Below are 23,374 nucleotides of genomic sequence, written 5' to 3' on the forward strand. Positions count from 1 at the left end.
CCTCCACCTCGCCGCAGCCTTCGTCACCGTCCGCTGCCTCATCCAAGCCGCCCGCCACACCCACCGCTGGGACACCCGCCCCACCGTCCGCCGCCTCAAGTAACCCCTATTGCCGGAGCCTCTAAGCCCGGCAATCTTGCCGGACGACGCGAAAGTGGCCCCGGTATCAGGGGCGGCGCCCGGCGAACCGGAGCACGAACGCGACCAGGAGGAAGCCGCCGATGAGCAGGATCACCGGTATCAGTCCCGACATGGGAACCCTCCTGACAACGTTGGCAGACAGGAAATCATGGTATCGCGTCAGCTGACGTGCCCGGAGCGGGAGGAGGTCGAAGTCGTCGGCGGGCACCTGTGGAACGCCACGAGCAAGACCCACGGGCAACGTCAGGCCGGAGCGGTGGCGTTGTTCTGTTTCAGGGCGTTGAGGGCGCGCCAGAAACCGTCGAACAGGTCGCGGAGCTGGACGAGCCAGGTGAGTGCGCTGGCCAGTGCCTTGCCGAGCGCCTTCATCATGCTCGCGACGATCCGGACCACCTGGGCGATCTTCGAGGTGGCCTGGGCGACGACGAGCGGTGCGGCCGCTCCCACCGTGCAGGCGAGTTCGATCGCCCAGCTGACCAGCGCGCCCGCGAGCGTCGAGAGCAGGTCGCGGACCGCGACCCGGATCCCGCCGACGACCTCAGCCATGGCCATGGTGATGCCCGCGATGCCGTGCGCACCCGCGACAAGGGCTGGCGAACGGTCAGCGCGACCTCGAGAACCCGCTCAACGCCACGGAGTGGTCGCCTGCAACACGGTCTCCGTCAGCGCTTGGGCACGCAGACGGGCCACGTCGAGGTACCCGGGATCGGCGACCATCCGGCCGAAAGTGTCCCGGTCGGGATACCGCACGACGACCACCGCGTCCCAGGTCTGGTCGGGCTCACCGACCAGCACCGTCGACGCGCTGCCCGCGTAGAGGACCTTGGCGCCGTAGCGCGGCAGGATGTCACGCAGCCGCCGCGCGTACTCCTGATAGGAGGCGAACCCGCCGTCACCGAAGCGCAGGAGGTTCAGCATCACCACCGGACCGCCCGGGTCCTCGTCGTGGAACCGCGTCAGGCCGATGTCATCAGGGTCGACTGCCACCCGTCGAGCCTCGCGTCCCATCCTCGTGCCAGGCATCGGCGATTTCACCAGTCTCCGGGTTGTCTCCAACCGCGACGCCGCGGCCACGCGGAAATTGTCGGGGGGTCGCGGTACAACCCGGAAGACGTGCCGCTGATCCGCGGTATCGCGAACGGCTGGTGCGAAGCCATGTCCGCCCTGTATGACAGATCGCCCGCTCGCGGACACCCAGGCCGGCTCACAACGCTTTGACCGCCGCGACGAGCGTGCCGAGTGAGTCCTTGGCGTCGCCGAACAGCAGCGTGGTCTTCTGGTCGAAGAGCAGTTCGTTCTCGATGCCCGCGAAACCGGGCCGCATGGAACGTTTGAGGAACACGACCGCGTCGGCGTGGGCCACCTCGAGGATCGGCATGCCGTAGATGGGCGAGCCCGGCGCGGAGTGCGCCGCCGGGTTCACCACATCGTTGGCCCCCACCACGAGCGCGACGTCCGCGGTCCGGAACTCGGGATTGACCTCGGCCATCTCCTTCAGCTTCTCGTACGGCACGTCCGCTTCGGCCAGCAGCACGTTCATGTGCCCGGGCATCCGGCCCGCGACCGGGTGGATCGCGTACACGACCTCGATGCCGCGCCGCTCCAGTTCGTCGGTGAGGTCGCGCAACGTGTGCTGTGCCTGCGCGACCGCGAGCCCGTAGCCGGGCGCGACGATCACCTTGCGGGAGTATCCGAGCAGGATCGCGACGTCCTGCGGGCCTGCGGACCGCACCGGCCGGTCCGACTCGGCGGTGCTGCCCAAGGTGGACCCGCCCGCGAACGCACCGAACATGATGTTGAGCAGCGACCGGCCCATCGCGTCGGCCATCATCTTGGTCAGCAACGTGCCGGACGCACCGACGAGCGTGCCCGCCACGATCAGCAGCGTGTTGCCCAGCACGTAACCGCTGGCGGCGACGGTGATCCCGCTGAACGCGTTGAGCAGCGAGATGACGATCGGCACGTCCGCCCCGCCGACCGGCAGCACCAGGAGCAGCCCGAGCCCCAGCGTCAGCACCGCGAGCACCATGGCACCGGGCACCGAGCCGGACATCGCGACCCAGACACCGGCGGCGAGCGAGCCCGCGACCGTCGCCACGGCCACCCACCGCATGCCGGGGAAGATCATCGGCCGGCCGGTGACCAGTTCCTGGAGCTTGGCGAAGGTGAGCAGCGAACCGGAGAACGTGATCGCCCCGATGAGGATGGTGAACGCCGTCACCGCGAGGTGCGCCAGCCCGTCGCCGGTCCCCTCGGCCAACTCCAGCAGCGCGACCAGTGCGCCCGCCGCGCCGCCGACACCGTTGAACAGCGCCACCATCTGTGGCATCTGGGTCATGGCGACCCGTTGCGCGGCAACGGTGCCGATCGCCCCGCCGACCGCGATCGCCACGAGGACCCACACCAGCCGGTCCGGGCGCTCGGCGGCGAACACCACGAGCACCGCCACCACGGCGCCGGCCGCGCCGATCAGGTTGCCGAGCCGAGCGGTCTTCGGCGAGGACAGTCCTTTGAGCGCGATGATGAAGCAGACGGCGGCGACCAGGTAGAGCAGCGCGGTCCAGGTCTCGTTCATGCACGGGGCTCCCTGTCCTCGGCGGTGGCGCCCTTCCGTCCCCGGGAGCGGAACATCCCCAGCATCCGGTCGGTCACCACGAACCCGCCGACCAGGTTGACCGTGGCGAGGACGATCGCGACCAGCTCGAGCACGAAGATCGTCGTCGACTCGGTGTGGGCGGCGACCGCGATGGTCCCGACCAGCACGATGCCGCTGATCGCGTTGGAGCCGGACATCAGCGGGGTGTGCAGTGTGCTGGAGACCTTCGAGATCACCTCGTAGCCGACGAAGATCGCCAGCACGAAGATCGTCAGCAGCGCGATACCATCCACTTAGGACAGCTCCTCTCCGAGTAGTGCGCGGGTGGGTGCGTGCCGGACCTCGCCGGCGTGGGCGACGCAGCAGGCGGCGATGATCTCGTCGTCGAAGTCCGGGCTCAGCTCGCCGTCGGAACGCATGAGCAGCGACAACAGGTTCACCACGTTGGCGCTGTAGAGCTGACTGGCCTGTGCCGGCAGCTGGCTCGGCACGTCGCGGCCGCCCCACACGAGCACGTCGCCGACGATGACCTCCTCCCCCGGCTTCGCACCTTCGACGTTGCCACCGGACTCGGCCGCCAGGTCCACCACGACCGAGCCCGGCCTCATCGCGGCCACCATCGGCCCGGTGACGAGCAGAGGCGCCGGCCTGCCGGGCACCGCGGCGGTGGTGATCAGCACGTCCGCGTCGGCGACGTGCGGAGCGAGCAGCTCACGCTGCAGCCGGGACCGTTCTTCGGTCATCTCCCTGGCATACCCGCCCGCACCGTCCAGCGCCGGCAGTTCCACATGGACGAACTCCGCGCCGAGACTGCGCACCTCCTCCGCCGCGGCGGAGCGGACGTCGTAGGCACGCACGACCGCACCAAGCCTGCGCATCGTGGCGATGGCCTGCAGTCCGGCGACACCCGCGCCGAGTACGAGCACGGTGGCGGGCCGGATGGTGCCGGAGGCGGTCATGGACAGTGGCAGGAACCTCGGCAACCGTTCCGCCGCCACCAGCGCGGCCCGGTAGCCCGCGACGAAAGCCTGTGAGGACAACGCGTCCATGGCCTGTGCCCGGGAGATGCGCGGCACCAGCTCCATCGCGAACGCGGTGTGGCCCGCGTCGCGCACCGCGCGGACGTGATCCAGCTCCTGGCCCGTCGGCAGGAAGGAAACGGTGATCGCGTGCGGCGCGAGCTCCGCCACCCTCCGCGCGTCGAACGGCTGCACGGACAGCACCACCCCGGCGCCCGCAAGGGCCTCGGGGGTCACGACGGCGCCGGCCGCCCGGTACTCGTCGTCGGCGAACCCCGAGGACACTCCCGCACCCGGTTCGACCGCGACGTCAAGGCCCGCACCGGTCAGGCGCTCGACAAGACCGGGGACGAGCGCGACGCGCCGCTCACCAGACCTCGTCTCGGCAACCACGGCGATCTTCACTGTCGCTCCCCCTTTGGTCAGGCGGCACCAAGACCATGAGGAACGCCGTCACGAAGGACGGTCCGGGAAGTGAGCGCCACCGACACGCCGTCCACTCCGAACCGACCCACCGTCCCGGCGGGTGCCGACCAGACTTCCCGGCGCTCCTCCGATCAACATGCCGCACCGCGACGTTTCACGCAACCGCCGTACGCGGCAGGCTTGCCCGTCAGCCGCCGCCGAGCCGGCGCAGGGCCTGCCTCGCCATCAGTGTCGCGGCGAGTGTGGTGAGTCCGGTGCCGATGAGCAGCCCGGTCAGGTTGGGGTGCCAGAGGGTGTCGACGGTCCAGTAGTGCGGCAGGGCTCGCAGGGGCCGGTGGACGGGGCCGGGCAGCCACCACATGGCGGGCGCGATCCCCGTGGGGAGCAGGCCGAGGATCTTCAGCCATGCCAGGCCTTCCACCTTGTTGGCCGCGATCGCGGTGGTGGCGAGGGTGATCAGTGGCGCCTGGGCCGCAGCCAGCGCCAGTGCGGGCAGGATGCCCGGCAGGCTCGGCGCGAGACCGGAGACGGGTACGGCGACGACGAGCATGAGCATGGCCACCGCGGCGACCGCGATCGCCCGGTAGGCGAGGTAGCGCGGCGCCCCGACCGGGCTCACGCGCAGGACCAGTACTGTGCGGTCGTCGAGGTCGTCGAGGACCAGCAGCGCACCGACCATGCCGATGATCAGCGGTACGTGCAACACGACCAGTGCGGCGAGCAGGATCGGCTGGTACGGCGTGACGTCGAACCCGAAACGGGCGTGCACGTAGGCCACCAGCGGCGGATAGCCCAGCCGCAACGCGATCGCGAGCAGGACCGGCCCGGCGAGCACCACTGTCACCAGCGCACTCCGCACCGAGGTACGGCGGTCGATACCCGCCAGCGCGGCGAGCCATCCGTGCGGACGCCACCGCGTCCGGTGTCCGTGTATCCGGCTGGTTCGCACCCGGTCCGTGCCTGCCGTTCCGCTGGCGAAGCGTCGGCGGGCGAGCCAGAGGGCACCGGCGATGGCCGCCAGCAGATAGCCGATCATGACGGGATCGAGCCCGGCACGGATGATCTCCGCGGCCCCGGTGGTGGGCACGATGAACAGCAGCGGATGGTCACCGACGCCGGTCAGGTGGGCCAGCGGCGCCGCGATGAGCGGCGCGAGCGGCAGCGGAGCGACGGTGAGGAACCCGGTGAGCGACCGGTGCCGCACGGCGATGGCGGCGTTGAGTGCCAGGAACAGCACCGCCATCAGGGTGACGCCCGGCAGCGCCGCGACGAGGTTCATCCCGGCGGCCAGCGTGACCGGGACGGCGGAGACCACCGAGAGGCCGGTCAGGCAGGCGATCTTGGCGCCCAGGTACTCGCCGAACCGCAGGGGGGTGACCGTCAACGCGGCGAGCGCGCCCTCCCCGCGTTCGAACAGCACGAGCGCCGCGATGAAGAACGAGCCGAAGGTCGCGGTGTCGATGGTGAGGACGACCGGTCCGGCAACTCGCGCGACCGATGCCGGCATCGCCGACAGCGCCAGTGTCCACACCGCGGTCATGGCCAGCGCGACCACGGGGACGCGGTACCGCCACTCCACGGTCCACTCGAGAACCAGGGCCCCGCGGAGCCGGTTCACCGCAGGCCACGTCCCATGACCGCGACGAACACGTCGTCCAGCGTGGCTTCCCGGGTGTGGATGGTCTCCACCTCGTGCTCCCGCAACAGCGCGGAGAAATCCGCGTCGGCAGCGATCCCGGGAAGCGAGAACTCCTTGCGTCGCAGCACGTTCTCGTCCCGATACTCGACCACCACACACGGCTTGCCGTGGGCGAGACGGAAGTTGCGCGGGGTGCCGACCGCGGCGATACGTCCGTCCACCATGAACGCGACCCGGTCGCAGAGCTGCTCGGCGGTGGCCATGTCGTGCGTGGTGAGGAACACCGTCCGCCCCTGCCCTGGCTGGTGTCGGATGAGGTCGCGGACCAGGGTGGCGTGCACCGGGTCCATGCCGGAGGTGGGCTCGTCCAGGAACAACACCCTCGGGCGGTTCACCAGTGCCCGCGCCAGGTTCAGCCGCATCTGCATGCCCTTGGAGAACTCCCCCGCCAACCGGTCCGCCGCCGCGCCGAGGTCGACCAGGTCGAGCAGGACGCCGGGCTCGTCGACCGGTCCCCGGTAGAGGGCGGCGAACGCGGCGAGGTTCTCCCGCGCGGTGAGCCGGGAGAAATGCGCCGGCAGCTCGAAACCGACACCGATGTGCTCGAAGTAGTCCCGGCCCCACCGCGCCACCGGCCGCCCCAGTACGTCCGCGCGCCCCTCGTGCCCACGGATCAGACCGGTGAGGATCCGTTGCGTGGTGGACTTCCCGGCCCCGTTAGGCCCGAGAAACCCGAACACCTCGCCTTCGGTGACGGTGAACGAGATCCCGTCGACGGCGTTGGTCGCGGCACCGCGGTAGCGCATGCGCAGCTCGTCGACCACAATCACCGGGTCCGTCACGACCGCCATCCCTCCTTCAGCACCCGGAACGCGTCGTCGATCAGGTCCGGCAGCTCGGCGGCGCCGTCGCCCGCCACCCATTCCTCCAGGGCGGTCGTCAGCGCGGCCAGGCACGCCGAGGCCAGGACCCGCGTGGCGAAACCCGGCTCGCCGTCCTCGAGTGCCCCGGCCAGGAGCTCCCGCGTGGCGAACTGGTTCTCCCACAACCGCGCCCGCAACGCCGGGGTTCGCAACGACAACCGGGTACGCACCAGCAGCGGCTCCCGGACCGCCGGGTAGATCGCACCCAAACCCTCGCGTATCGCGAGATGGATCCGCTCCACCGCCGGCTCGGTCCGTGGCCGCGCCCGGATCGCCGCCACCAGCATCGGGTCGTAGGAGTCGCTCAGCACCACGTCTTCCTTGGTCGGGAAGTACCGGAAGAACGTCATGTGCGACACCCCGGCCGCCGCCGCGACCTGCTCCACTGTCGTCGCCTCATACCCGCGTTCGGTGAACAACCGAAGCGCCTGCTCCTGCAATCGCTGCCGGGTCTGCGCCTTCTTGCGTTCCCGCCAGTCCTGTCCAGTCATCCAACCTCCTGTTAGTCGCTAACATGTTAGCGACTAACAGTGCGCATGGGCCAGTCGATTCAGTGAACTCACCGCGCGTGTCCAACGGCGGCCGTGCAAGGTGGGCCCTCAACCGCGAGGCCAAGACGAAGGGAGACACGAGACGATGACATCCGGAAGGCGCGCCGCCATCGTTGCCGCCATGGGCCGGTTCGCCACCGTCGCCGCCGCGGGGTCGGCGCAGGCGGAGCCGCACGCCGCGTTCGCCCCCTACCTGACGCCGGGCCCCAACGGCTGGCTCGTCAACGGCGACGTCCACCGAGACGGCGACACGTGCGGTAACGCGAGCGCCGTGGCCAACGTCTGCAAGGAGACCGGGTGGTTCGACGAACTGGCCGCCTCCTTCGAGCAGACGTTCGCATGGGAAGCATCACCGCGACCGGCGGATGCCTCGGAAGCGGCGAGTACTACACCCAGACCCGCCTCAACGGCACCACCGAAGCCCAGTCCGACACCGTCAGTCTCAGCTGCTGACGGCGATCAAGACCTCATCAACTGGACATCCGGGGTAGTGGCACCTGCGTGATGCTGGTGGCCGCCTCCTCGGGCGCCGTCGGTCATAACGCCGTCCAGGGCGTCACCGGGAACCTGTCTGCCAACTCGGTCACCACCGCGCTCACCGGCATACCACCGTCTGCGCGTGACTGAAGGCGAGCACGTCGAACGTGCTCGCCCCGGTGCCCGCGGCCCCCACCGAGCAGCGGAGGACGCGATGCCCCTCAGTCGTCGTCGGCCAGGCGAAGGACGTCGTGGTCGAAGCGCTCGATGTGCCCGACCATGCCGCCGGTGAGCGCGGCGAACCAGATGGACGGCCGCACTTCGGTGTGCCGCCGCTCGAGTGTCACAGTCGGTTGCGGGCTGACCGCCTCCAGGTAGTCGCCCGCGGGACGCACGTCCATGCCGGCGAGCCGGGCGGTGGTCACAATCGGCTCGAACTCGGGTGTGTCGAGGATGTACATCGTGGGCATCAGCTGGTCACCATTCCGATCTGGTCACGCACCATCGCCGCCTTCCGCTTCCACATCTGCGAGACGGACGGTTTGTCCATCCGGGACACCTCGGCCAGCGCGCGGACGGTCAGGTCCGCGTCACGCGCGTCGACCGCACCGAACGTCCGAAGTGGATGGACGATCTCGAGTTGGATGCCGTTGGGGTCATCGAAGTAGATGGACTCCAGCAACTCGTGGGTCAGCGGCGGCGTCACCCGCACCCCGTGCGACTTGATCCTGTCGCGCCAGGCGAGCATCTCCTCCTCGGTGTCGACGTGCAGCGCGATGTGTCGCGCGAGGTGCATCAGCTCGTCGGGGACCTGCTCTTCCGGCAGGTCGAAGAAGTAGAAGAACGCGAGGTAGTTCCCGCCGCCCAGACCGAGGAAGTAGTGCACGAAGTCCGGGAAGTCCTCGCTGAGCCAGCCAACGCCAGTGACGGCGTGGGTGAGGGGCAGGCCGAGTACCTCGCGGTAGAAGTCGGCTGTCTCGCCCGGTTTCCAGGTGACGTGCGCGAGGTGGTCGACGCCGTACAGGCGCAGACCGGGTCCCGCCGTGATCAGTTGCCGACGGTCATCCATGTGTCCTCCTTGTTGTCGGTCTGGCCGGTCCGGTCCGGTTGGGCGAATCGCAGTCGAACCGCCTTGCGGTCGACCTTGCCCACCGCGGTGAGGGGCAACGCGTCGAGGGACTCGACCTGCTCGGGAACCTTGTAGGCGGCGACGCCGCGGGCGAGATAGGCCGCGCGCACCTCGGCCAGCGTCGGCACGGCACGGCCGACCAGTACCAGGCACACCCGCTCTCCGTTGCGGGCGTCGGGCACCGGGACCGCCAGCGCGTCGGGCGCCCCGAGCACCTCCCTGGCGAGCTGTTCGACCTCTTCGGCGGACACCTTCTCCCCACCGCGGTTGATCAGGTCCTTGCGCCTGCCCTCGACGACGAGGTTGCCGCCGGGGTCCACCCGCACCAGGTCGCCCGTCCGGTACCAGCCATCCGGGGTGAACGCGCGCGCGTTGTGCTCGGCCGCACGGAAGTAGCCACGCGGTGTGTACGGGCCACGGGTGAGGAGTTCACCGGTCCGCCCTCGCGGGACCGGCACGTCGTCCTCGTCGACGACCAGCACCTCGTCGCCGGGGCTGATCGGCCTGCCCTGTGTGCCGAGCACGACCTCCTCGGGGTCGTCCAGCCGTGTGTAGTTGAGCAGCCCTTCCGCCATGCCGAACACCTGTTGCAGCCGGACTCCGAGGACGTCCGGCACCGCGCGTGCCAGTGCCGGGTCGAGTACCGATCCCCCGACCTGCACGACACGGAGACTGGACAGGTCCGGCCCTTCGGCCCGGGCCGCCACCACCCAGCGTTGCGCGATCGCGGGCACCAGCGAGGTCACCGTGACACGCTCGGCCGCGATGGTCGCGAACGCGCGGCCCGGCTCCGGCGAGGCGAGCAGGACGACCCGGCCACCGACCGCGAGCGTGCCGAGGATGCCGGGACAGCCCAGCGGGAAGTTGTGTGCCGCGGGCAGTGTCACCAGGTAGGTGGTGTCCTCGCCGAACTCGCAGACCTCGCCGCTGCGGCGGAGGTTGTACTCGTAGTCGTTGTGGGTGCGGGTGATCATCTTGGGTTGCCCCGTCGTCCCACCGGACAGCAGGAACAGCGCGGGGTCGTCGGGGCCAGGTGCCACGGCGTCGAGCCATTCCCTCCGCGCCGCCACGTCGCCGCGGACCCGCAGCATCGCGGCCAGGTCGAGGTGACCCGGTGCGACCGGGGAGCCGAGCACCACCGGTACGCAGCCCGGGGCATCCGCGGCGATCGCGGCCGCCATCGCCTGGTGGTCGTGATGCCGCAACACGTCGGGGACGACGATCATCCTGGCGGTCGCGTGCCGGACGAGATAGCCGAGCTCGTGTTCCCGGTGGGCGGGAAGTGCGAGGACCGGCGCGACGCCGGCGCGCGCACAACCCAGCACGAGGGCCACGAATTCCCACCGGTTCGGCAGCTGGACGACGACCCGGTCACCGGCACGCAGACCGGCGTCGAACAACGCGTCGGCGAACGCGTCCGCGTGTTCCGCGAGCTGCCGGTAGGTGAGTCGCGTGTCGCCGTCTACCAGCGCGACGCGGTCACCGAACCGTCCCGCCCAGTGCCACATCCAGTGCCCCAGCGTCCGGTCCCGCCAGTAGCCCGCGGCGCGGTACCCGGCCGCGGTGGCCTCCGGCCACGGCACGATGTCCAGCGTGGTCACACGCCCACCACCGGTCGGAACTCGTCCTCGTCCTCACCGTCCACCGGGGCCAGCAGGCCGTGGACGAACTCGGCGATCGCCGTGACCGTGGGGTGGTTCCACAACAGCGTGGTGGGCAGGGAAAGCCGGAAGATCTTCTCCAGCCGGCGCCGGATCACCAGCGTCATGACCGAGTCCAGCCCCATGTCCGCCAGTGGCCTGCGCAGGTCGAGCTCGTCGGGCGCCAACCGGATCTCGGCGGCTACCTGGCGGGCCACCTCGGCGACGAGCAGGGTGCGCAGTTCACCGGGTTCGAGGCCGCTCCACTCCGTTCCCGTGCCGGCGTCGCGGACGTCCCCGTCGGTCCGTTCGACGACGATCTCGTCGAGCAGCGGCAACGTGTGCATGCCCGGCTCGACGGGAATCGGGCGGAACACCGCGAAGTGGGTTCCTTGGTGCCGCGCGGCGAACTCCCAGCTGCGGAACGCCTCGGCGAGTGTGATGTCGGCGGTACCGCGTGCGTTGAGCTCCAGGTCGATCAGCTCCGAGGAAGTCGACATGCCGAGCCCGCGCCAGGAGGTCCACCCGAAACTGACGACATCACCGCCCCGGTGCGCCGCGAACGCGTCGAGGAAGGCGTTGGCCGCGCCGTAGCTCGCCTGTCCCGGCAGGCCTAACAGGTAACCACAGGACGAGAACAGCGCGAGGAAGTCCAGGCTCCCCGGCGGGAACAGCTCGTGCAGCACCATCACCCCCTCCGCCTTGGGCGCGAGGACGGTGCGCAGCGACTCCTCGTTGAGGTCGACGAGCATCCGGTTGTCGAGCACGCCCGCCGCGTGCACGACACCGCGGATGGGTGGCAGGCCGAGCGTGGCGGGATTCAGTTCCCGCGCCGCGGATTCGCCGTCGGTGATGTCGGCCGCGACCACCGCCACCGTCACCCCGAGTGCCTCGAGCGCGCGTACCTCGGCGATCTGCCTGTACAGCACGGGATCGACGACGGCGTCCCAGTCCGCACGCGGCGGCAGGCCACGCCGGGAGGCGAGCATGATCCGGCGGGCGCCCTGACCCGCGAGCCATCGCGCGGTCTCCAGGCCGAGCGCGCCGAGACCACCGGTGACGAGGTACGTGCCGTCGAGCCTGCAGCTGTGGCCGGCACCGTCCGCCGCACGCTCGACAGGAACGAGCCGCGCCCGGGCCACCCCTTCCGGCCCCAGCGCCAGCACGTCCTCACCGGGACGCGACCACAGGACGGTCGGCAGGAAGCTCGCCGACGCGACGAGGTCTGCGGGGTCGAGATCGATGACACCTCCCCACAGGCCGGGGTGCTCGCCGCCAATGATCCGTCCGACTCCCCACACGGAGGACTGGCCGAGTGCGGTCGTGCTCCTGCTGTGGCGGACGCCGGTCGTCACCGCCCACAGCACCGGCGCGTCCTTGCCTCGGGCCGCGAGCCTGCGCGCGGTGTCGGCGAGCTGCCACGCCGCTGTACCGGCCGCCGCGGCCGCATTCGTCTCGCGGACGGCGGGGACGACGAGAACCGCGTCCACCCCGTCGAGCGCACCGAGGTCCGCCGGGGTCGCCACCGTTCGCACGCCGACGCCGTCCGCGCGCAGGGCGCTGGTGACCGGTTCCGCCGCGCCGGCCGGTCCGATAACGACGACCTCCCGCAGGTCCGGTCCCGGGTCGTGCATCTCGAGCGGACGCCAGGCCAGTTCGTGCGTGAGCCTGCGCGGGCTCACCGCCGTTCCCGGGTCGCCTTCGAGGAAGCCGTAGCGCAGCCTGCCCAGCTCGGCGACGACGGTGCCGTCGATGTCGGCGACCGTCACATCGACGGTGTCCAGTCCCGCTGTACCCTCGGCCACGCGGACGCTGACCAGCACGCGGGCCGGGCACTCGCCGCGGAGGGCGACCCGTCCGATGGCGGCGGGCATCCTCAGCGCCGGCTCGCCCGCGAACACCACCGAGGCCATCGACAGTGCCGCGTCGAGCACCGACGCCCAGCTGGTGGGCACCTCCGTCGCGTCCGGCCCCGCGGCGACCACGGCGAACAGCTCCTCGCCGTCGCGACGGTGCAGTTCCTCGATCCGCCACGGGAAACCCATGGCCGCCACGCCGATACCGGCGAGCCGGTCCGCGACGAAGTCACCTGGCAGCGTCTCCGGGCACCCCGCGAGGCAGCCGGAGGCGGACAGGATGCCGGAGGGCGCGGGGCTCGTCGCGTCGGTGGCGGCGGTCGTGTGGATCAGCCACGCCTCCTCCCCCACCGGCCGCGATGCCAACCGGACAGTCCCGTCCTGCCACGTGACCTGCAGTTCACGCGGTGCGGCCACGGACACCGGCACGCGCAGGGCGACGTCAGCGAGAGCCGGCCTGCCACCGGGTCCGGACGCAGCGGTCAGGAACGTGTTCACCAGCACGGCGGCTGGAATGATCTCCGTGCCCTGAACCGGGTGGTCGCCCGGGTAGGGGCGGCAGGTCTCGTCGAGGTGGGTGCGCCAGAGCCGCAGCGGGGTCGTGCCCGCCACCGTGGTGCCGCCGCCGAGCAACGTGTGCGTGGCGACGTCGTGCTGACGCACACCGGCGGTCCGCGCGGTCGTCGTCTCGCGCCAGAACCCGCGGTGCTGCCAGCTCGTCGTCGGCAGGTCGACCAGCTGCCGACCACCGAACTGCCCGCCGAGGTCGACGGTCACGCCCTGACAGTGCAACTGGCCGACGTTGGTGAGCAGCGTCGCGACCTCGGGCCGGTCGCGACGCAATGTGCCGACCACGCAGGCGTCCTCGATGCCGTTCCGCGTGAGGACTTCCGCGATCGAGTGGGTGACGACCGGGTGGCTAGACACCTCGACGAAGGTCCGGTGCCCGTCCTCGATCGCCGCCGCGACCGCGGCGGCGAACCGGACGGGGTTGCGCAGGTTGCCCGCCCAGTACTCGCCGTCCCGGACGGCGTCCGTGCGTGGCTCCGCCGCGGCGGTGCTGTACAGCTTGATCTTGGGCTCGTGCGGTGTCAGGTCCGACGCCGCCGCGACAAGGTCGGCCAGCAGGGGGTCCATCTGCGGGGAGTGGAACGCGACATCCGAGGCGACGCGACGGACCATCCGCCCGAGGCCGGTCCAGGCCTCACACACCTCCCCGACCGCTCCAGGCGTGCCCGCGACGACCGTGGAGGCGGGCGCCGCCGAGATGGCGGCCGTGACGTCGGTCCTGCCCGTGAGCAGGTCGGCCACCTCGTCGAACGGCAGGTCGACCATCGCCATGGCGCCCTTGCCCGCCACCCGCTTCAGCAGTGCCGACCGGCGGCACACCAGCCGGGCACCGTCGTGCAGGTCGAGTGCGCCCGCGGCGACGGCGGCCGCGATCTCGCCGACGGAGTGCCCGATGATCGCGGCGGGCGCGACGCCGTGCTGGCGCCACATGGCGGCGAGCCCGACCTGCATCGCGAAGATCATCGGCTGGATGATGTGCACGTCGGTCAGGTCGTCGCCGAGCAGGACACCGCGCGGGGTGACGCCCAGCTCGGCCCGGAAGACCGGGGCGATCTCGGCGAGCACGGCGGCGAACTTGGGCCGCTCGGCGAGCAGTTCCCTGCCCATTCCGAGCCACTGCGAGCCATGTCCGGAGAACACGAACACCGGCCCCGGACCGACGTCGCCCGGTGACGTGCCGAACGCCGAGTCCACGGGCTCCTCGCCCGCCGCGATCCGGCGCAGTCCGGAGACAAGCCCGGCGTCGTCGGCGGCTACGAAGGCCGCGCGCTGGGCCAGGTGCGCACGCCGGTCCGCGAGTGTGTGACCGACCGCGGACAGGGGCGCGGGGTGCTCGGCGAGCCAGTCCGCGAAGCCGGCCGCGTTGTCACGCAGGGCGGCCTCGGTGGCGCCGGACAACGCGAACAGCCGTGGCGCGTCGTCCACCGGAACCGGTGGGGCCGGCAGCGGCTCGGGAGCCGCTTCCAGGACGACGTGGGCGATCGTGCCGCCGTAGCCGTAACCGGACACCCCTGCCCTGCGGGGGTGGTCGGTGTCCGGCCAGCCGGTGCGTTCGGACACCACGCGCAGGCCGGAGGTCTCCCACGGGATCGCGGGGTTGGGCTCGGTGAAGTTAAGGCTGGGCGGGATCTCCCCGTGCCACAGCGCGAGCACCGCCTTGATCACCCCGGCGACACCCGAACCGGCCTCGAGGTGGCCGATGTTCGACTTCACCGACCCGATCAGGCACGGGTCGTCCGGGCCGCGGCCCGCGCCGAACACCTGCGCCATCGCGGACGCCTCGATCGGGTCGCCCGCCCTGGTGCCGGTGCCGTGTGCCTCGACGTAGTCGACCGTGCCAGGATGGACGCCGCACGAACGGTAGGCCTGGCGCAACAGGTGTGCCTGGGCCGGGCCACTGGGAGCCATGATGCCGTTGGTGTGACCGTCCTGGTGCACCGCGCTGCCGCGGATCACCGCGAGCACCCGGTCACCGTCACGCCGGGCGTCGGACAGTCTCTTGAGGACGACAGCCCCCGCGCCCTCACCCCGGCCGTAACCGTTGGCCGTGGCGTCGAACGACTTGCAGCGACCGTCAGGAGAGATCGCCCCTGCCGCGTCGAGCACCATCGTGAGACCGGGCCCGGCCATGATGTTCACGCCGCCGACGATCGCCACCGGCGTCTCGCCGGAGGCCAGCGCCTGCCCCGCGAGGTGCAACGCGACGAGGGAGGAGGAACACGCGGTGTCAACGGCGAAGCTGGGTCCGCGCAGGTCGAGGGCGTAGGAGATCCGGTTGGCGACCGCGCACATGGACGCGCCGATCCCGGTCCACGCCTCGATACCAGGCAGGTCTTCCAGCAACCTGCGACCGTAGTCGTCCGAGCCCACTCCGATGTAGACACCCGCGTCCGTGCCCGCGAGGCCGCCGGGTGCGATACCCGCGTGCTCCAGCGCCTCCCAGACGACCTCGAGCATGATCCGCTGCTGTGGATCCATCAGCTCGGCTTCGCGGGGCAGGACTCCGAAGAAGTCCGCGTCGAAGCCGGTGATGTCGTCGAGGAAGCCACCGAAGCGGGTGGTCTCCCGCAGCACGGCGGCGTTTTCGGGACTCAGGTCCGCATAGGCGGCCCAGCGCTCCTCCGGGATCTCCGAGATCGCGTCCCGTCCGTTGACGAGCAGATCCCAGAACCGCTCAGGGGAGTCGGCGCCGCCCGCGAAGCGGCACGCCATACCGACGATGGCGAGCGGCTCCGGACCATCACCGCTGTCATGTCCGGCATATTCAGGCATGGTGGGAACGTCCTTCCAGTACCTTCGGCTCGTCGTTCACGAATCCGCGCACCGCTGCGGGTGCCTCGGTGTTTCGCGGCGGAATTCGAGCCGACGTCAAACGGATGTCGAGGAGACCTCGTCCTCGGCGGTGGTTCTCGGCGACGTGGCCGCGGACGATGCCGGCCGTGCCAGACCGGTCTCGCGTTCGGCCGCCTCAAGCCATTCGGGCATCGAGGCGCGGTACACCGGCATGGACATCGCCGTGGTGACGATCGCGGTGACCACGAGAATGGCGAACAGTTGTGTCGTGATCAGGCCGTAGGACATCCCGATGTTGATGAACACCAGGATCATCAGGCCGCGTGCGTTCATCAGCCCGCCGATCGCCGAGGCCTGGCGCCACGTGCCGCCCTGCCACCGTGCGACCAGTGCACAACCGCCGTACTTGCCGAGTACGGCGACCACGAGGATCACCGCCAGCGGAAGCACCATCGACCAGTCGCCGAGCCCGTCGAGCTGAGTGTTCAGCCCGGAGAAGGCGAAGAACACAGGCAGCAGCAGGATCGAGTTCAGGTCGGTCAGGCGGGTGCGCAACTCGTTGCGCAGCACCGGGAGGTGCGGCATCGCAAGACCGGTGATGAATCCGCCGAATACGGAGAACACGCCGATCGCGTCCGTGTAGTAGCCGGCAGCGATGACGAGTAGCAGCACCACCGCCATCTTGTCACGCCGGAGCGTGCCGTCGCGTTCGATGCCGCGGGCGAACGCCTTCAACGCGCGCTTGCCGACCGTCAACATCAGCAGGGCAAACAGGGCAGCGCCGCCGATCGTGATCGCGGCACCGGTCGGGTCACCAGCCGAGGCGACGGCGATGATGACCGCCAGGATCCCCCAGGCCGCCGCGTCGTCGATCGCGGCGGCGAGCAGCGTGAGCCCGCCCATCGGCGTCTCCGCGATACCCCGTTCCTGCAGGATTCGTGCCAGCATAGGGAAAGCGGTGATCGACAACGCGCCGCCGAGGAACAGCATGAACTCCCAGCGACCGGTGTCCGGATCGGACAGTGTGCGGTAGAACAGCGCAGCCGCGGCCGCGCCCAGCACGAACGTCGGCAGGATGCCGGACACGGCGAGCACACCCGCCCGTCGCGTGGCCCGGCGGTCGAGCGTGCCGTGGTCGATGTCCAGTCCGACGAGGAACATGTAGAACGTCAGACCGATCGTGCTCAGCGTAGAGCACACCCTTGGTGTCGGCGTCGAAGAGGCTCGCCTGCACGCCCGGTGCGACCGCACCGAGCAGTGTCGGGCCCAACAGGACACCGGCGACCATCTCCCCGACCACCCTCGGCTGTTTCACCAGCAGCGCGAGACGGCCGCAGATGGTCGTGGCCGCCAGCACGACCAACAGAGCGGCCAGCACATGGACGGCCAACTCGAGATTCGTTCCCACAACGTCTCCAAGTTCTGCGTTTCCTGAGTCGGCCGTCAGGACGTGGCCAGGGCGACTTCCTGCTCGTTCTCCTGCTCGGCCTGGTTCAGGTGCTCGTAGAACGGGCATCCCCACGCGGGCTCGAACGGTGCGAAGGTGTCCCACCTGGACTGTTCACGGAGCTTGTGGGTGAGCACGTTCTGGCCGGCCCAGAAGTCGCCGGACAGCAGGCGGACCAGCCACTTGTTGGAGGCCATCTCGTCACCGGCCAGGTCGAAGCCGACGGACTTGAGGAAGGGCCGCAGGTTGTAGTCGAAGTCGTAGTACGCGTAGATCAGACGTGCGTAGACGTCGTAGCCGGTCTTATAGAAGTTGGAGTACGCCTCCTGGAGTTCCGCGGCACGCGTGGGCGCGGACAGGAGTTCGTCGACCGTGTCGGCCGCGCGCATCCCGGTCGTCATCGCGAGGAACGCCCCACCGGAGAAGATCGGGTCGACGAAGCAGGCGGCGTCGCCGACCATCGTCCAGCCCTCACCCGCGATGGTGTCCGAGTAGTAGCAGTAGTCGGTCTCCACGTGCAGCCCACCGGCCGGCCGGGTGCCCGTGATCCGGGCGCTGATCCGGGGCGCGCGAGCGACGTGCTCGTCGAACAGGGTCTCGGCGTCACCCGCGCGCAGCACCGCCTGCGGCATGACGGCGCCGACACTGATCGTGTGCGGCCAGATCGGGATCGCCCAGATCCATCCTTCCTTGTGGCCGTGGATCTGGATGTCGCCTTCCCAGCCGGGGTTGTGCCGTTCCTCCACGCCGGTGAGATGGCGGTACACGGCGACCATGCGCAGGCCCTCGATGTACTTGCGCAGCCCGAAAGTCTGGGCGACCTTGCTCGCGCGGCCGCCCGCGTCGATGACGTGGCGGGCGCGCACGTCGTGCGACCGGCCGTCGCGCTGGTAGCGCACCCCGACGACACGGTCGCCCTCCATCAGGAGTTCGCGCACGGTGGCGCCTTCGACGAGCGTGGCACCCTTGTCGCGAGCGAAGTGGGCGAGTGTGCGATCGAAGTGCGCCCGCTCGACCTGGAACGTGGACGGGTGCCTTCCCGGCCCCTGACCCGCGAACGGGATGCGTCCGTACTTGCCCGTGCTGCCGCCACTGAACTCCGCACCGTGCTTGACGACATATCCCTGTGCGCGCACCAGGTCGAGCGCGCCGAGCTGCTCGAGTAACGCGTTGGTGGGCGGGAGCATCGACTCGCCGACGTGAAATCTCGGCATGGTCCGGCGTTCCAGCAGGAGCACCGAGCGGCCCGCGGCGGCCAACCGGGCGGCGGCGGTCGAACCACCGGGGCCCGCGCCGATCACCACCACGTCGAACGCGTCAGGGTCCCTGTCGAGGTGATCAGTCATCGTTGCTTCCTCCAGGAATCGCTCCGGCCGACGGCACGGCCTCTCGCATCCCACAGTCCCGGGGGTGTGTCGAGGAGATGTCGAGCGACTGTCGAGGAGGACTCCAGCGGGATGCCCATTACCGACGAGCACAACGAAAGCGGCCCGCCACCTCTCGGGTGACGGGCCGCTTCGGTTGCAGTGTCAGGACTTCCGACCGACGAAGGTGCCCACGACCACCGCACCGGCCAACAGGACGATGCCCGCGACGACGAGTGCGAGCTGTGCGCCGGCGGTCGTCGTGTCACTCGCGCTCAGCAACGCGCCGAGCACCGCGACGCCGAGTACCGCACCGGTCTGGCGGGCGGAGTTGAGCGCACCGGAGCCGACTCCCGCCAGCTCTTTGGGGACCGATCCGACAACCGCGGTCAGCAGTGACGGGATCGCGAAGGAGACACCGAAGCCGAGCACAAGGAGCCCGGCCATGGCGATCACGACCTCCCCCGCCGAATTGCCGTCGAACATCACCTGCGCCAACGTCCCGGCAGCCATCATCACGAACCCGATCGTCGCGGGCACCCTGGCACCGATCCGCGCGACCAACCTGCCGGTGAAGATCGGGTTGAACGCCGTGGGAATGGTCAACGGGAGGAACGCGAGACCCGCGACCGACGGCGAAAACCCGTGTGCGTCCTGGAAGAAAAGCGACAGCACGAAGAGCACTCCGGTGAGTCCGAAGTTGACGATCGCACCAGCGATCAGGCCGGCGGGGAAGACCGGGTCACGGAAGAGGCGGCCCGGCAGCATCGGGCCTCCCCGGTCGGTTTCCGGCCTGCGCTCGGCGACGACGAACACCACGGACGCGACGACGAACAGACCGAGCGCGACGATCACCTGAGGGTCGGCCCAGCCCAGCGGACCGCTCTGGATGAGGCCGAAGGTGAGGCCGCCGAGCGCGACCACCGCCGCGACCTGACCAGTCAGGTCGATGCCCCTGCCCGCCTTGCGCGCGGTCTCCGGTGCCCGCCGGGTCGTGATCCACACACAGATCAGGGCGACCGGCACGTTCACGACGAAGATGGCCCGCCAGCCGAACGCGTCGGTGAGCAGTCCGCCGGCGATCGGGCCCGCCACGAGGCCGGACCCACTGAGCGCCGCCCACACACCGAGTGCCTTCGCACGGGCCTTCGGATCCGCGTAAGTGTTAGCGATGAGCGCGAGCGACGTCGGCACGAGCAACGCGCCGGCGATGCCGAGCAGTGCGCGCATCGCGATGAGCATGCCCATCGACACGGCGGCGGCGCTGATCGCCGAGAGCGCGGCAAACGACCAGAGACCGATGAGAAACACGCGCCTGCCACCGAAGCGGTCGGACAACGCACCGGCCGTCAGCAGCAACGCGGCGAAGGTCACCGTGTAGCCGTTCGACACCCACTGCAGAGCGCTGAGGCCACCGGAAAGGTCGTCACCGATAGCAGGCAGCGCCACCGTCACGATCGTGGTGTCGAGCATGACGAGGAAATAGCCCAGGGAAAGCGCGAGCAGCAGGAGTCCGTTGCGATTCCCCGCTGCGGCGGCTGGTGGAACCGCATTCGTGCTCGCCGGTGTTTGTTGCGTGGTCATGAGTCGCTTTCTCCTGAGAAATGATCTTCGGAATTCAGGTCCGGCCACGGTCGCGGTGACGGACCGTCACACCCCACCTTTCCAGCGGACGGCCGTGGACAGAAGCAGGCAGTTACGATGGCTTGGATCGGCGTGACCGATGGATCGGACGGGAGTTCCTCTCATGGAGTTGCGGCACCTGCGGGCGTTCCGCGTGGTCGCGAGGACCCTGAGCTTCACCAGGGCCGCGGCCGAGCTGCATTACGCGCAGTCGAGCGTGACCGAGCAGATCCAGGCGCTGGAAAACGAGCTCGGCTCGCGCCTTTTCGACCGGCGGGGCCGCAAGCTGGAGCTCACCCCGGCGGGAGAACGCCTCATCGAGTACGCCGACCGGGTGCTGTTGCTCATCGAGGAGGCACGGTCCGCCGTAGTGGACGATCCGGACGAACCGTCCGGGGAACTCACGGTCGGCGCACTCGAAACGCTCTGCGCACACCGTCTGCCATCGGTGCTCAGCCGATACCGAATCGATTACCCGAAGGTGAAGGTCACGGTTCGCGAGGGCAATCGCGGCGAACTGTACGGCGCCGTGCGCCGGGGTGAGCTCGACGTCAGCCTCACGTTCGGCAACCCGCCCGCGGACGAGACCCTGGCGAGCCGCACCCTCGCCCACGACCGGCTCATGGTCGCCACCCCGATCAGCCACCGGCTCTCCTCGCTGGAGGAGGTCCGGATGCTCGACCTGCGCGGTGAGTCGTTCCTGGCCACGGAACCGGGTTGCGGCTTCCGCGAGATGTACGACCGGGCCGTCAGCGGACTCGGCCCGGACGGGCCGGTCATCACCGCCGAGGTCACGAGCCTCGCGGCCCTGTGCAGCTGCGTCGCGTCCGGCATGGGCTGCGCGCTGCTGCCAGAGATCGCGATCAGCGGCCACGTGGCGCGCGGTGAGGTGGCCGCGATCCCGCTGGTCGACGCGGAGTCGAGGACCACCGTCACGATGACGTGGCTGCGGCGCTGGGAGCGCAAGAGCGCGCTCGCCGCGTTCCTCGAGACAGCCGGGAACGTCTTCACCGGCCTGGAGCAGCCGGTCTAGCACGTCGGGCGCTGCCCTGACGGCCAGGCGACGACGACGTCGACACGGCCGCTCACGAGCGCCACATGCAGGCGAGTGGCCCAGTCGTCCTCCTGCTCGTCATGCCGTACCCGCAGCGCCCAGCCGTCCGGGCCGTCGAGGAGGACCGCACAGCCGGACTCCGTGCGGATCCGGTCCGCCCATTCCAGGCCGTGCTCCCAGTTCTCTCCGGCGCCGTGCAGGTGGACCGCGACGGCACCACGTGCTCGCCACCGGACCGCCGCCACCACCACCTCGTCGCCCCCCGGGCGCCACGCCGAACCGACCGGGCAGGCCAGCCCGACGCACACCGCCACCGTGCCGGCGAGATCATCGATCAGCACATCGACCGCGGGCAGCACGAGATCACCGTCGGACATCAGCACGACCAACCGGGCACCGGACGCACGGACGACTTCCGGGGCGCGGTCGACGTCGGCCGGGTCGACGACCACACCCAGTACGCGGTCACCGCTCGCCGTCCGTGCGGCCGCGGTTCGGCAGCACTCGCTGTCGGCATCGCGCCAGTCGACGAGGACCAGGTCGGCTCCGGCCACTTCCGCGGCGTGCCGTTGCTGTCCGGCAGCATGCCCCAGCCGGCCGGCGATTCGCCCGGTGAGGGTCACCGGACCGAGTCGCAGCGGCATCGTGAGCGCATGGGTCACCTCCGCCGCGGGCGGCGCGGCGGCGCTGCCGGACAAGGTCGCGAACTCCGCCTCGGCCTCGCGGATCCGGTCACCGTGCCGACGCAGCAACCCCGCATAGCCGATCGCTCCCGTGCGCGTGATGAAGTGCGCGCCGAACCGGTTGGGTGGCAGGTCCATCCGCCGACCGAAAGTCGCCCACCAGCGCATGCTTCGTTCGGCGAGCGCCTGCGTCCGTGCGGCCAGGGGTTTGCGCCGCACCTCGTACCGGGCGAACGCGTCACCTCGGCAATCGGCCTCGGTCAGCGCACCGGCCAGTGCTACCGCGTCCTCCATAGCCAGCTTGGTCCCCGATCCGACGGAGAAGTGGGCCGTGTGGGCCGCGTCGCCCAGCAGCACGGCACCGCCGGTCCACCAACGGTCGTTGCGCACGACGCGGAACGAGTTCCACCTGCTGTTGTTGCCGATCAACGCATGCCCACCGAGGTGGTCCACGAAGATGTCGGCCAGCAGCTTCCGTGACAGGTCGTCGGTCTCCTCCGACGTGAGATCACCGGTGTCCGACATGCCCGACTCACGCCACGTCTCGTCGTCTGCCTCGACGATGAAGGTGCTGAGGCCGCCGCCGTACGGGTAGGCGTGCGCCGCGAAGGCGCCAAACCTGGTCCGCACGAACGGGAAGGTGACGGCATCGAAGGCCGCCTCCGTGCCGAACCAGATGTACTTCGCGCCGGCCGTGCCGATCGAGGTGCCCAGATCCGCCGCCCGCGTGTCGCGATTGACCGAGTTGACCCCGTCGGCGACGACCAGCACCTCGCCTGGACCCAATTCATCGTCCTCCGCCGGATCGGCGGACCACTCACTGTGGAAGTCCAGCTCCACACCGGCCGCCAGCGCCTGCTCCTGGAGGATGCGCAGCAACCGGTGCCGCGAGATCGCGGTGAAGCCGTACCCGCCGTAGCGAAGGCGGCGGGACGGCACCCTGATCTCCATGTCGGACCACGAAACGCTCGCCTCCTGGATGAGCGTGTACGTGTGCGGGTCTGCCGCGCGGAACGACGACATGGTCCGGTCGGAGAAAACGACACCGAAGCCGAACGCGTCGTCCGGTCCGTTGCGCTCGCGTACCCGCACCTGTGTCGTGGCATCGCGGAGTCGGAGAAGCCTGGCGAGAAAGAGACCTCCCGGTCCACCGCCGATCACATCGATCCGCATGCCGCGCATGGCACCTCCACGTCCTGGTTCAACCGCACAAGGTCCTGGTGTGCCGTCGAGTGGACGTCGAGCCGATGTCGAGCCGATCCCCTACGACCGGAACGAAGACCGTCGACTACCGGCAGTTCCGATGTGATCGATCGGTCAGGCCGATATCGGCGACGGCGAACCCGCCGATCGGCGCATCCGATACCTCCTTATGGCACAATCTGGCCGATCAAGAGAACACCCGTACGCGTGACTGGTATCACAGATATCTCCCGGCGAGTA

Annotated in this window: 20 protein-coding genes and 1 pseudogene; 4 read left to right on the top strand and 17 right to left on the bottom strand. The window is 70.0% G+C overall.

Going from position 1 to position 23,374, the window contains the following annotated elements:
• Nucleotides 1-103: pseudogene (locus WBA97_RS00555) on the top strand (IS5/IS1182 family transposase); the annotation flags it as partial.
• A 63-nt stretch (nucleotides 104-166) separates the two neighbouring features.
• On the opposite strand, the gene WBA97_RS00560 reads toward WBA97_RS00555, so the two are convergent.
• From WBA97_RS00560 to WBA97_RS00600, 9 genes are all read right to left on the bottom strand, one after another.
• Complete coding sequence (locus WBA97_RS00560; protein WP_424228618.1) at nucleotides 167-349, bottom strand: hypothetical protein; 183 nt, start codon at nucleotides 347-349, stop codon at nucleotides 167-169.
• Nucleotides 350-384: 35 nt separating this feature from the next.
• Nucleotides 385-687, bottom strand: coding sequence for a hypothetical protein (locus tag WBA97_RS00565; RefSeq protein ID WP_424228619.1), 303 nt, complete (start codon nucleotides 685-687; stop codon nucleotides 385-387).
• Nucleotides 688-765: 78 nt separating this feature from the next.
• Nucleotides 766-1,128, bottom strand: a complete 363-nt coding sequence (locus tag WBA97_RS00570) for a DUF1330 domain-containing protein (RefSeq protein ID WP_424228620.1) — start codon at nucleotides 1,126-1,128, stop codon at nucleotides 766-768.
• A gap of 217 nt (nucleotides 1,129-1,345) precedes the next feature.
• The gene (locus WBA97_RS00575) at nucleotides 1,346-2,716 is read right to left on the bottom strand and encodes an NAD(P)(+) transhydrogenase (Re/Si-specific) subunit beta (RefSeq protein ID WP_424228621.1); all 1,371 of its coding nucleotides are present in this window, start codon (nucleotides 2,714-2,716) and stop codon (nucleotides 1,346-1,348) included.
• Complete coding sequence (locus WBA97_RS00580; RefSeq protein ID WP_424228622.1) at nucleotides 2,713-3,030, bottom strand: NAD(P) transhydrogenase subunit alpha; 318 nt, start codon at nucleotides 3,028-3,030, stop codon at nucleotides 2,713-2,715. The genes WBA97_RS00575 and WBA97_RS00580 overlap by 4 nt, the downstream gene beginning before the upstream one ends.
• Nucleotides 3,031-4,161 carry an NAD(P) transhydrogenase subunit alpha gene (locus WBA97_RS00585; RefSeq protein WP_424228623.1) on the bottom strand — a complete coding sequence of 377 codons (1,131 nt, stop codon included), beginning with the start codon at nucleotides 4,159-4,161 and terminating at the stop codon, nucleotides 3,031-3,033. It abuts the gene before it with no gap.
• Nucleotides 4,162-4,369: 208 nt separating this feature from the next.
• Complete coding sequence (locus WBA97_RS00590; RefSeq protein ID WP_424228624.1) at nucleotides 4,370-5,800, bottom strand: hypothetical protein; 1,431 nt, start codon at nucleotides 5,798-5,800, stop codon at nucleotides 4,370-4,372.
• Nucleotides 5,797-6,672: an ABC transporter ATP-binding protein gene (locus WBA97_RS00595; RefSeq protein WP_424228625.1), complete on the bottom strand. Its 876-nt coding sequence runs from the start codon at nucleotides 6,670-6,672 to the stop codon at nucleotides 5,797-5,799. The genes WBA97_RS00590 and WBA97_RS00595 overlap by 4 nt, the downstream gene beginning before the upstream one ends.
• On the bottom strand, nucleotides 6,660-7,235 hold the full coding sequence (locus WBA97_RS00600; RefSeq protein WP_424228626.1) for a TetR family transcriptional regulator: 576 nt from the start codon (nucleotides 7,233-7,235) through the stop codon (nucleotides 6,660-6,662). The genes WBA97_RS00595 and WBA97_RS00600 overlap by 13 nt, the downstream gene beginning before the upstream one ends.
• A 145-nt stretch (nucleotides 7,236-7,380) precedes the next feature.
• Between WBA97_RS00600 and WBA97_RS00605 the strand changes: the two genes are divergently transcribed.
• Nucleotides 7,381-7,800, top strand: a complete 420-nt coding sequence (locus WBA97_RS00605) for a hypothetical protein (RefSeq protein ID WP_424228627.1) — start codon at nucleotides 7,381-7,383, stop codon at nucleotides 7,798-7,800.
• Between the two features lie 193 nt (nucleotides 7,801-7,993).
• Here the strand turns inward: WBA97_RS00605 and WBA97_RS00610 are convergent, their stop codons facing one another.
• The 5 genes from WBA97_RS00610 to WBA97_RS00630 all read right to left on the bottom strand — a co-directional run bounded on the left by WBA97_RS00610 (nucleotide 7,994) and on the right by WBA97_RS00630 (nucleotide 16,921).
• On the bottom strand, nucleotides 7,994-8,242 hold the full coding sequence (locus WBA97_RS00610; protein WP_424228628.1) for a hypothetical protein: 249 nt from the start codon (nucleotides 8,240-8,242) through the stop codon (nucleotides 7,994-7,996).
• A complete protein-coding gene (locus WBA97_RS00615) occupies nucleotides 8,242-8,841 on the bottom strand; it encodes a VOC family protein (protein WP_424228629.1) in 600 nt (199 codons plus the stop codon). Before WBA97_RS00615 ends, WBA97_RS00610 begins: the two co-directional genes overlap by 1 nt.
• Nucleotides 8,820-10,502: a (2,3-dihydroxybenzoyl)adenylate synthase gene (locus tag WBA97_RS00620; RefSeq protein WP_424228630.1), complete on the bottom strand. Its 1,683-nt coding sequence runs from the start codon at nucleotides 10,500-10,502 to the stop codon at nucleotides 8,820-8,822. The genes WBA97_RS00615 and WBA97_RS00620 overlap by 22 nt, the downstream gene beginning before the upstream one ends.
• Nucleotides 10,499-15,739 carry a beta-ketoacyl synthase N-terminal-like domain-containing protein gene (locus tag WBA97_RS00625; protein WP_424228631.1) on the bottom strand — a complete coding sequence of 1,747 codons (5,241 nt, stop codon included), beginning with the start codon at nucleotides 15,737-15,739 and terminating at the stop codon, nucleotides 10,499-10,501. The genes WBA97_RS00620 and WBA97_RS00625 overlap by 4 nt, the downstream gene beginning before the upstream one ends.
• 96 nt (nucleotides 15,740-15,835) lie before the next feature.
• Nucleotides 15,836-16,921 carry a cation:proton antiporter gene (locus tag WBA97_RS00630; protein WP_424228632.1) on the bottom strand — a complete coding sequence of 362 codons (1,086 nt, stop codon included), beginning with the start codon at nucleotides 16,919-16,921 and terminating at the stop codon, nucleotides 15,836-15,838.
• 19 nt (nucleotides 16,922-16,940) lie between these two features.
• Here WBA97_RS00630 and WBA97_RS00635 point away from each other — a divergent pair, with 19 nt between their 5' ends.
• On the top strand, nucleotides 16,941-17,195 hold the full coding sequence (locus WBA97_RS00635) for a hypothetical protein (RefSeq protein ID WP_424228633.1): 255 nt from the start codon (nucleotides 16,941-16,943) through the stop codon (nucleotides 17,193-17,195).
• An 8-nt stretch (nucleotides 17,196-17,203) separates the two neighbouring features.
• Here WBA97_RS00635 and WBA97_RS00640 read toward each other — a convergent pair whose 3' ends face one another.
• Both WBA97_RS00640 and WBA97_RS00645 read right to left on the bottom strand, forming a co-directional pair.
• Nucleotides 17,204-18,553 (bottom strand): NAD(P)/FAD-dependent oxidoreductase, encoded by a 1,350-nt coding sequence (locus tag WBA97_RS00640; RefSeq protein WP_424228634.1) that lies wholly within the window; start codon nucleotides 18,551-18,553, stop codon nucleotides 17,204-17,206.
• A gap of 183 nt (nucleotides 18,554-18,736) precedes the next feature.
• Entirely contained in the window at nucleotides 18,737-20,155 is a 1,419-nt protein-coding gene (locus WBA97_RS00645; RefSeq protein ID WP_424228635.1) for an MFS transporter, read from the bottom strand.
• 163 nt (nucleotides 20,156-20,318) lie between these two features.
• Here WBA97_RS00645 and WBA97_RS00650 point away from each other — a divergent pair, with 163 nt between their 5' ends.
• Complete coding sequence (locus WBA97_RS00650; protein ID WP_424228636.1) at nucleotides 20,319-21,227, top strand: LysR family transcriptional regulator; 909 nt, start codon at nucleotides 20,319-20,321, stop codon at nucleotides 21,225-21,227.
• Here WBA97_RS00650 and WBA97_RS00655 read toward each other — a convergent pair.
• Nucleotides 21,224-23,104, bottom strand: coding sequence for an FAD-dependent monooxygenase (locus WBA97_RS00655; protein ID WP_424228637.1), 1,881 nt, complete (start codon nucleotides 23,102-23,104; stop codon nucleotides 21,224-21,226). The genes WBA97_RS00650 and WBA97_RS00655 overlap by 4 nt on opposite strands.
• Between the last annotated feature and the right edge of the window lie 270 nt (nucleotides 23,105-23,374).

Source organism: Actinophytocola sp., assembly GCF_049647105.1.
In the GTDB taxonomy this organism is placed as follows: domain Bacteria; phylum Actinomycetota; class Actinomycetes; order Mycobacteriales; family Pseudonocardiaceae; genus Actinophytocola.

Coding starts and splice junctions, on each gene's coding strand:
- WBA97_RS00565 (WP_424228619.1), bottom strand. CDS start 687: ATGGCTGAGGTCGTCGGCGGGATCCGGGTCGCGGTCCGCGACCTGCTC.
- WBA97_RS00575 (WP_424228621.1), bottom strand. CDS start 2,716: ATGAACGAGACCTGGACCGCGCTGCTCTACCTGGTCGCCGCCGTCTGC.
- WBA97_RS00595 (WP_424228625.1), bottom strand. CDS start 6,672: ATGGCGGTCGTGACGGACCCGGTGATTGTGGTCGACGAGCTGCGCATG.
- WBA97_RS00600 (WP_424228626.1), bottom strand. CDS start 7,235: ATGACTGGACAGGACTGGCGGGAACGCAAGAAGGCGCAGACCCGGCAG.
- WBA97_RS00605 (WP_424228627.1), top strand. CDS start 7,381: ATGACATCCGGAAGGCGCGCCGCCATCGTTGCCGCCATGGGCCGGTTC.
- WBA97_RS00610 (WP_424228628.1), bottom strand. CDS start 8,242: ATGCCCACGATGTACATCCTCGACACACCCGAGTTCGAGCCGATTGTG.
- WBA97_RS00615 (WP_424228629.1), bottom strand. CDS start 8,841: ATGGATGACCGTCGGCAACTGATCACGGCGGGACCCGGTCTGCGCCTG.
- WBA97_RS00625 (WP_424228631.1), bottom strand. CDS start 15,739: ATGCCTGAATATGCCGGACATGACAGCGGTGATGGTCCGGAGCCGCTC.
- WBA97_RS00630 (WP_424228632.1), bottom strand. CDS start 16,921: ATGTTCCTCGTCGGACTGGACATCGACCACGGCACGCTCGACCGCCGG.
- WBA97_RS00640 (WP_424228634.1), bottom strand. CDS start 18,553: ATGACTGATCACCTCGACAGGGACCCTGACGCGTTCGACGTGGTGGTG.
- WBA97_RS00645 (WP_424228635.1), bottom strand. CDS start 20,155: ATGACCACGCAACAAACACCGGCGAGCACGAATGCGGTTCCACCAGCC.
- WBA97_RS00650 (WP_424228636.1), top strand. CDS start 20,319: ATGGAGTTGCGGCACCTGCGGGCGTTCCGCGTGGTCGCGAGGACCCTG.
- WBA97_RS00655 (WP_424228637.1), bottom strand. CDS start 23,104: ATGCGGATCGATGTGATCGGCGGTGGACCGGGAGGTCTCTTTCTCGCC.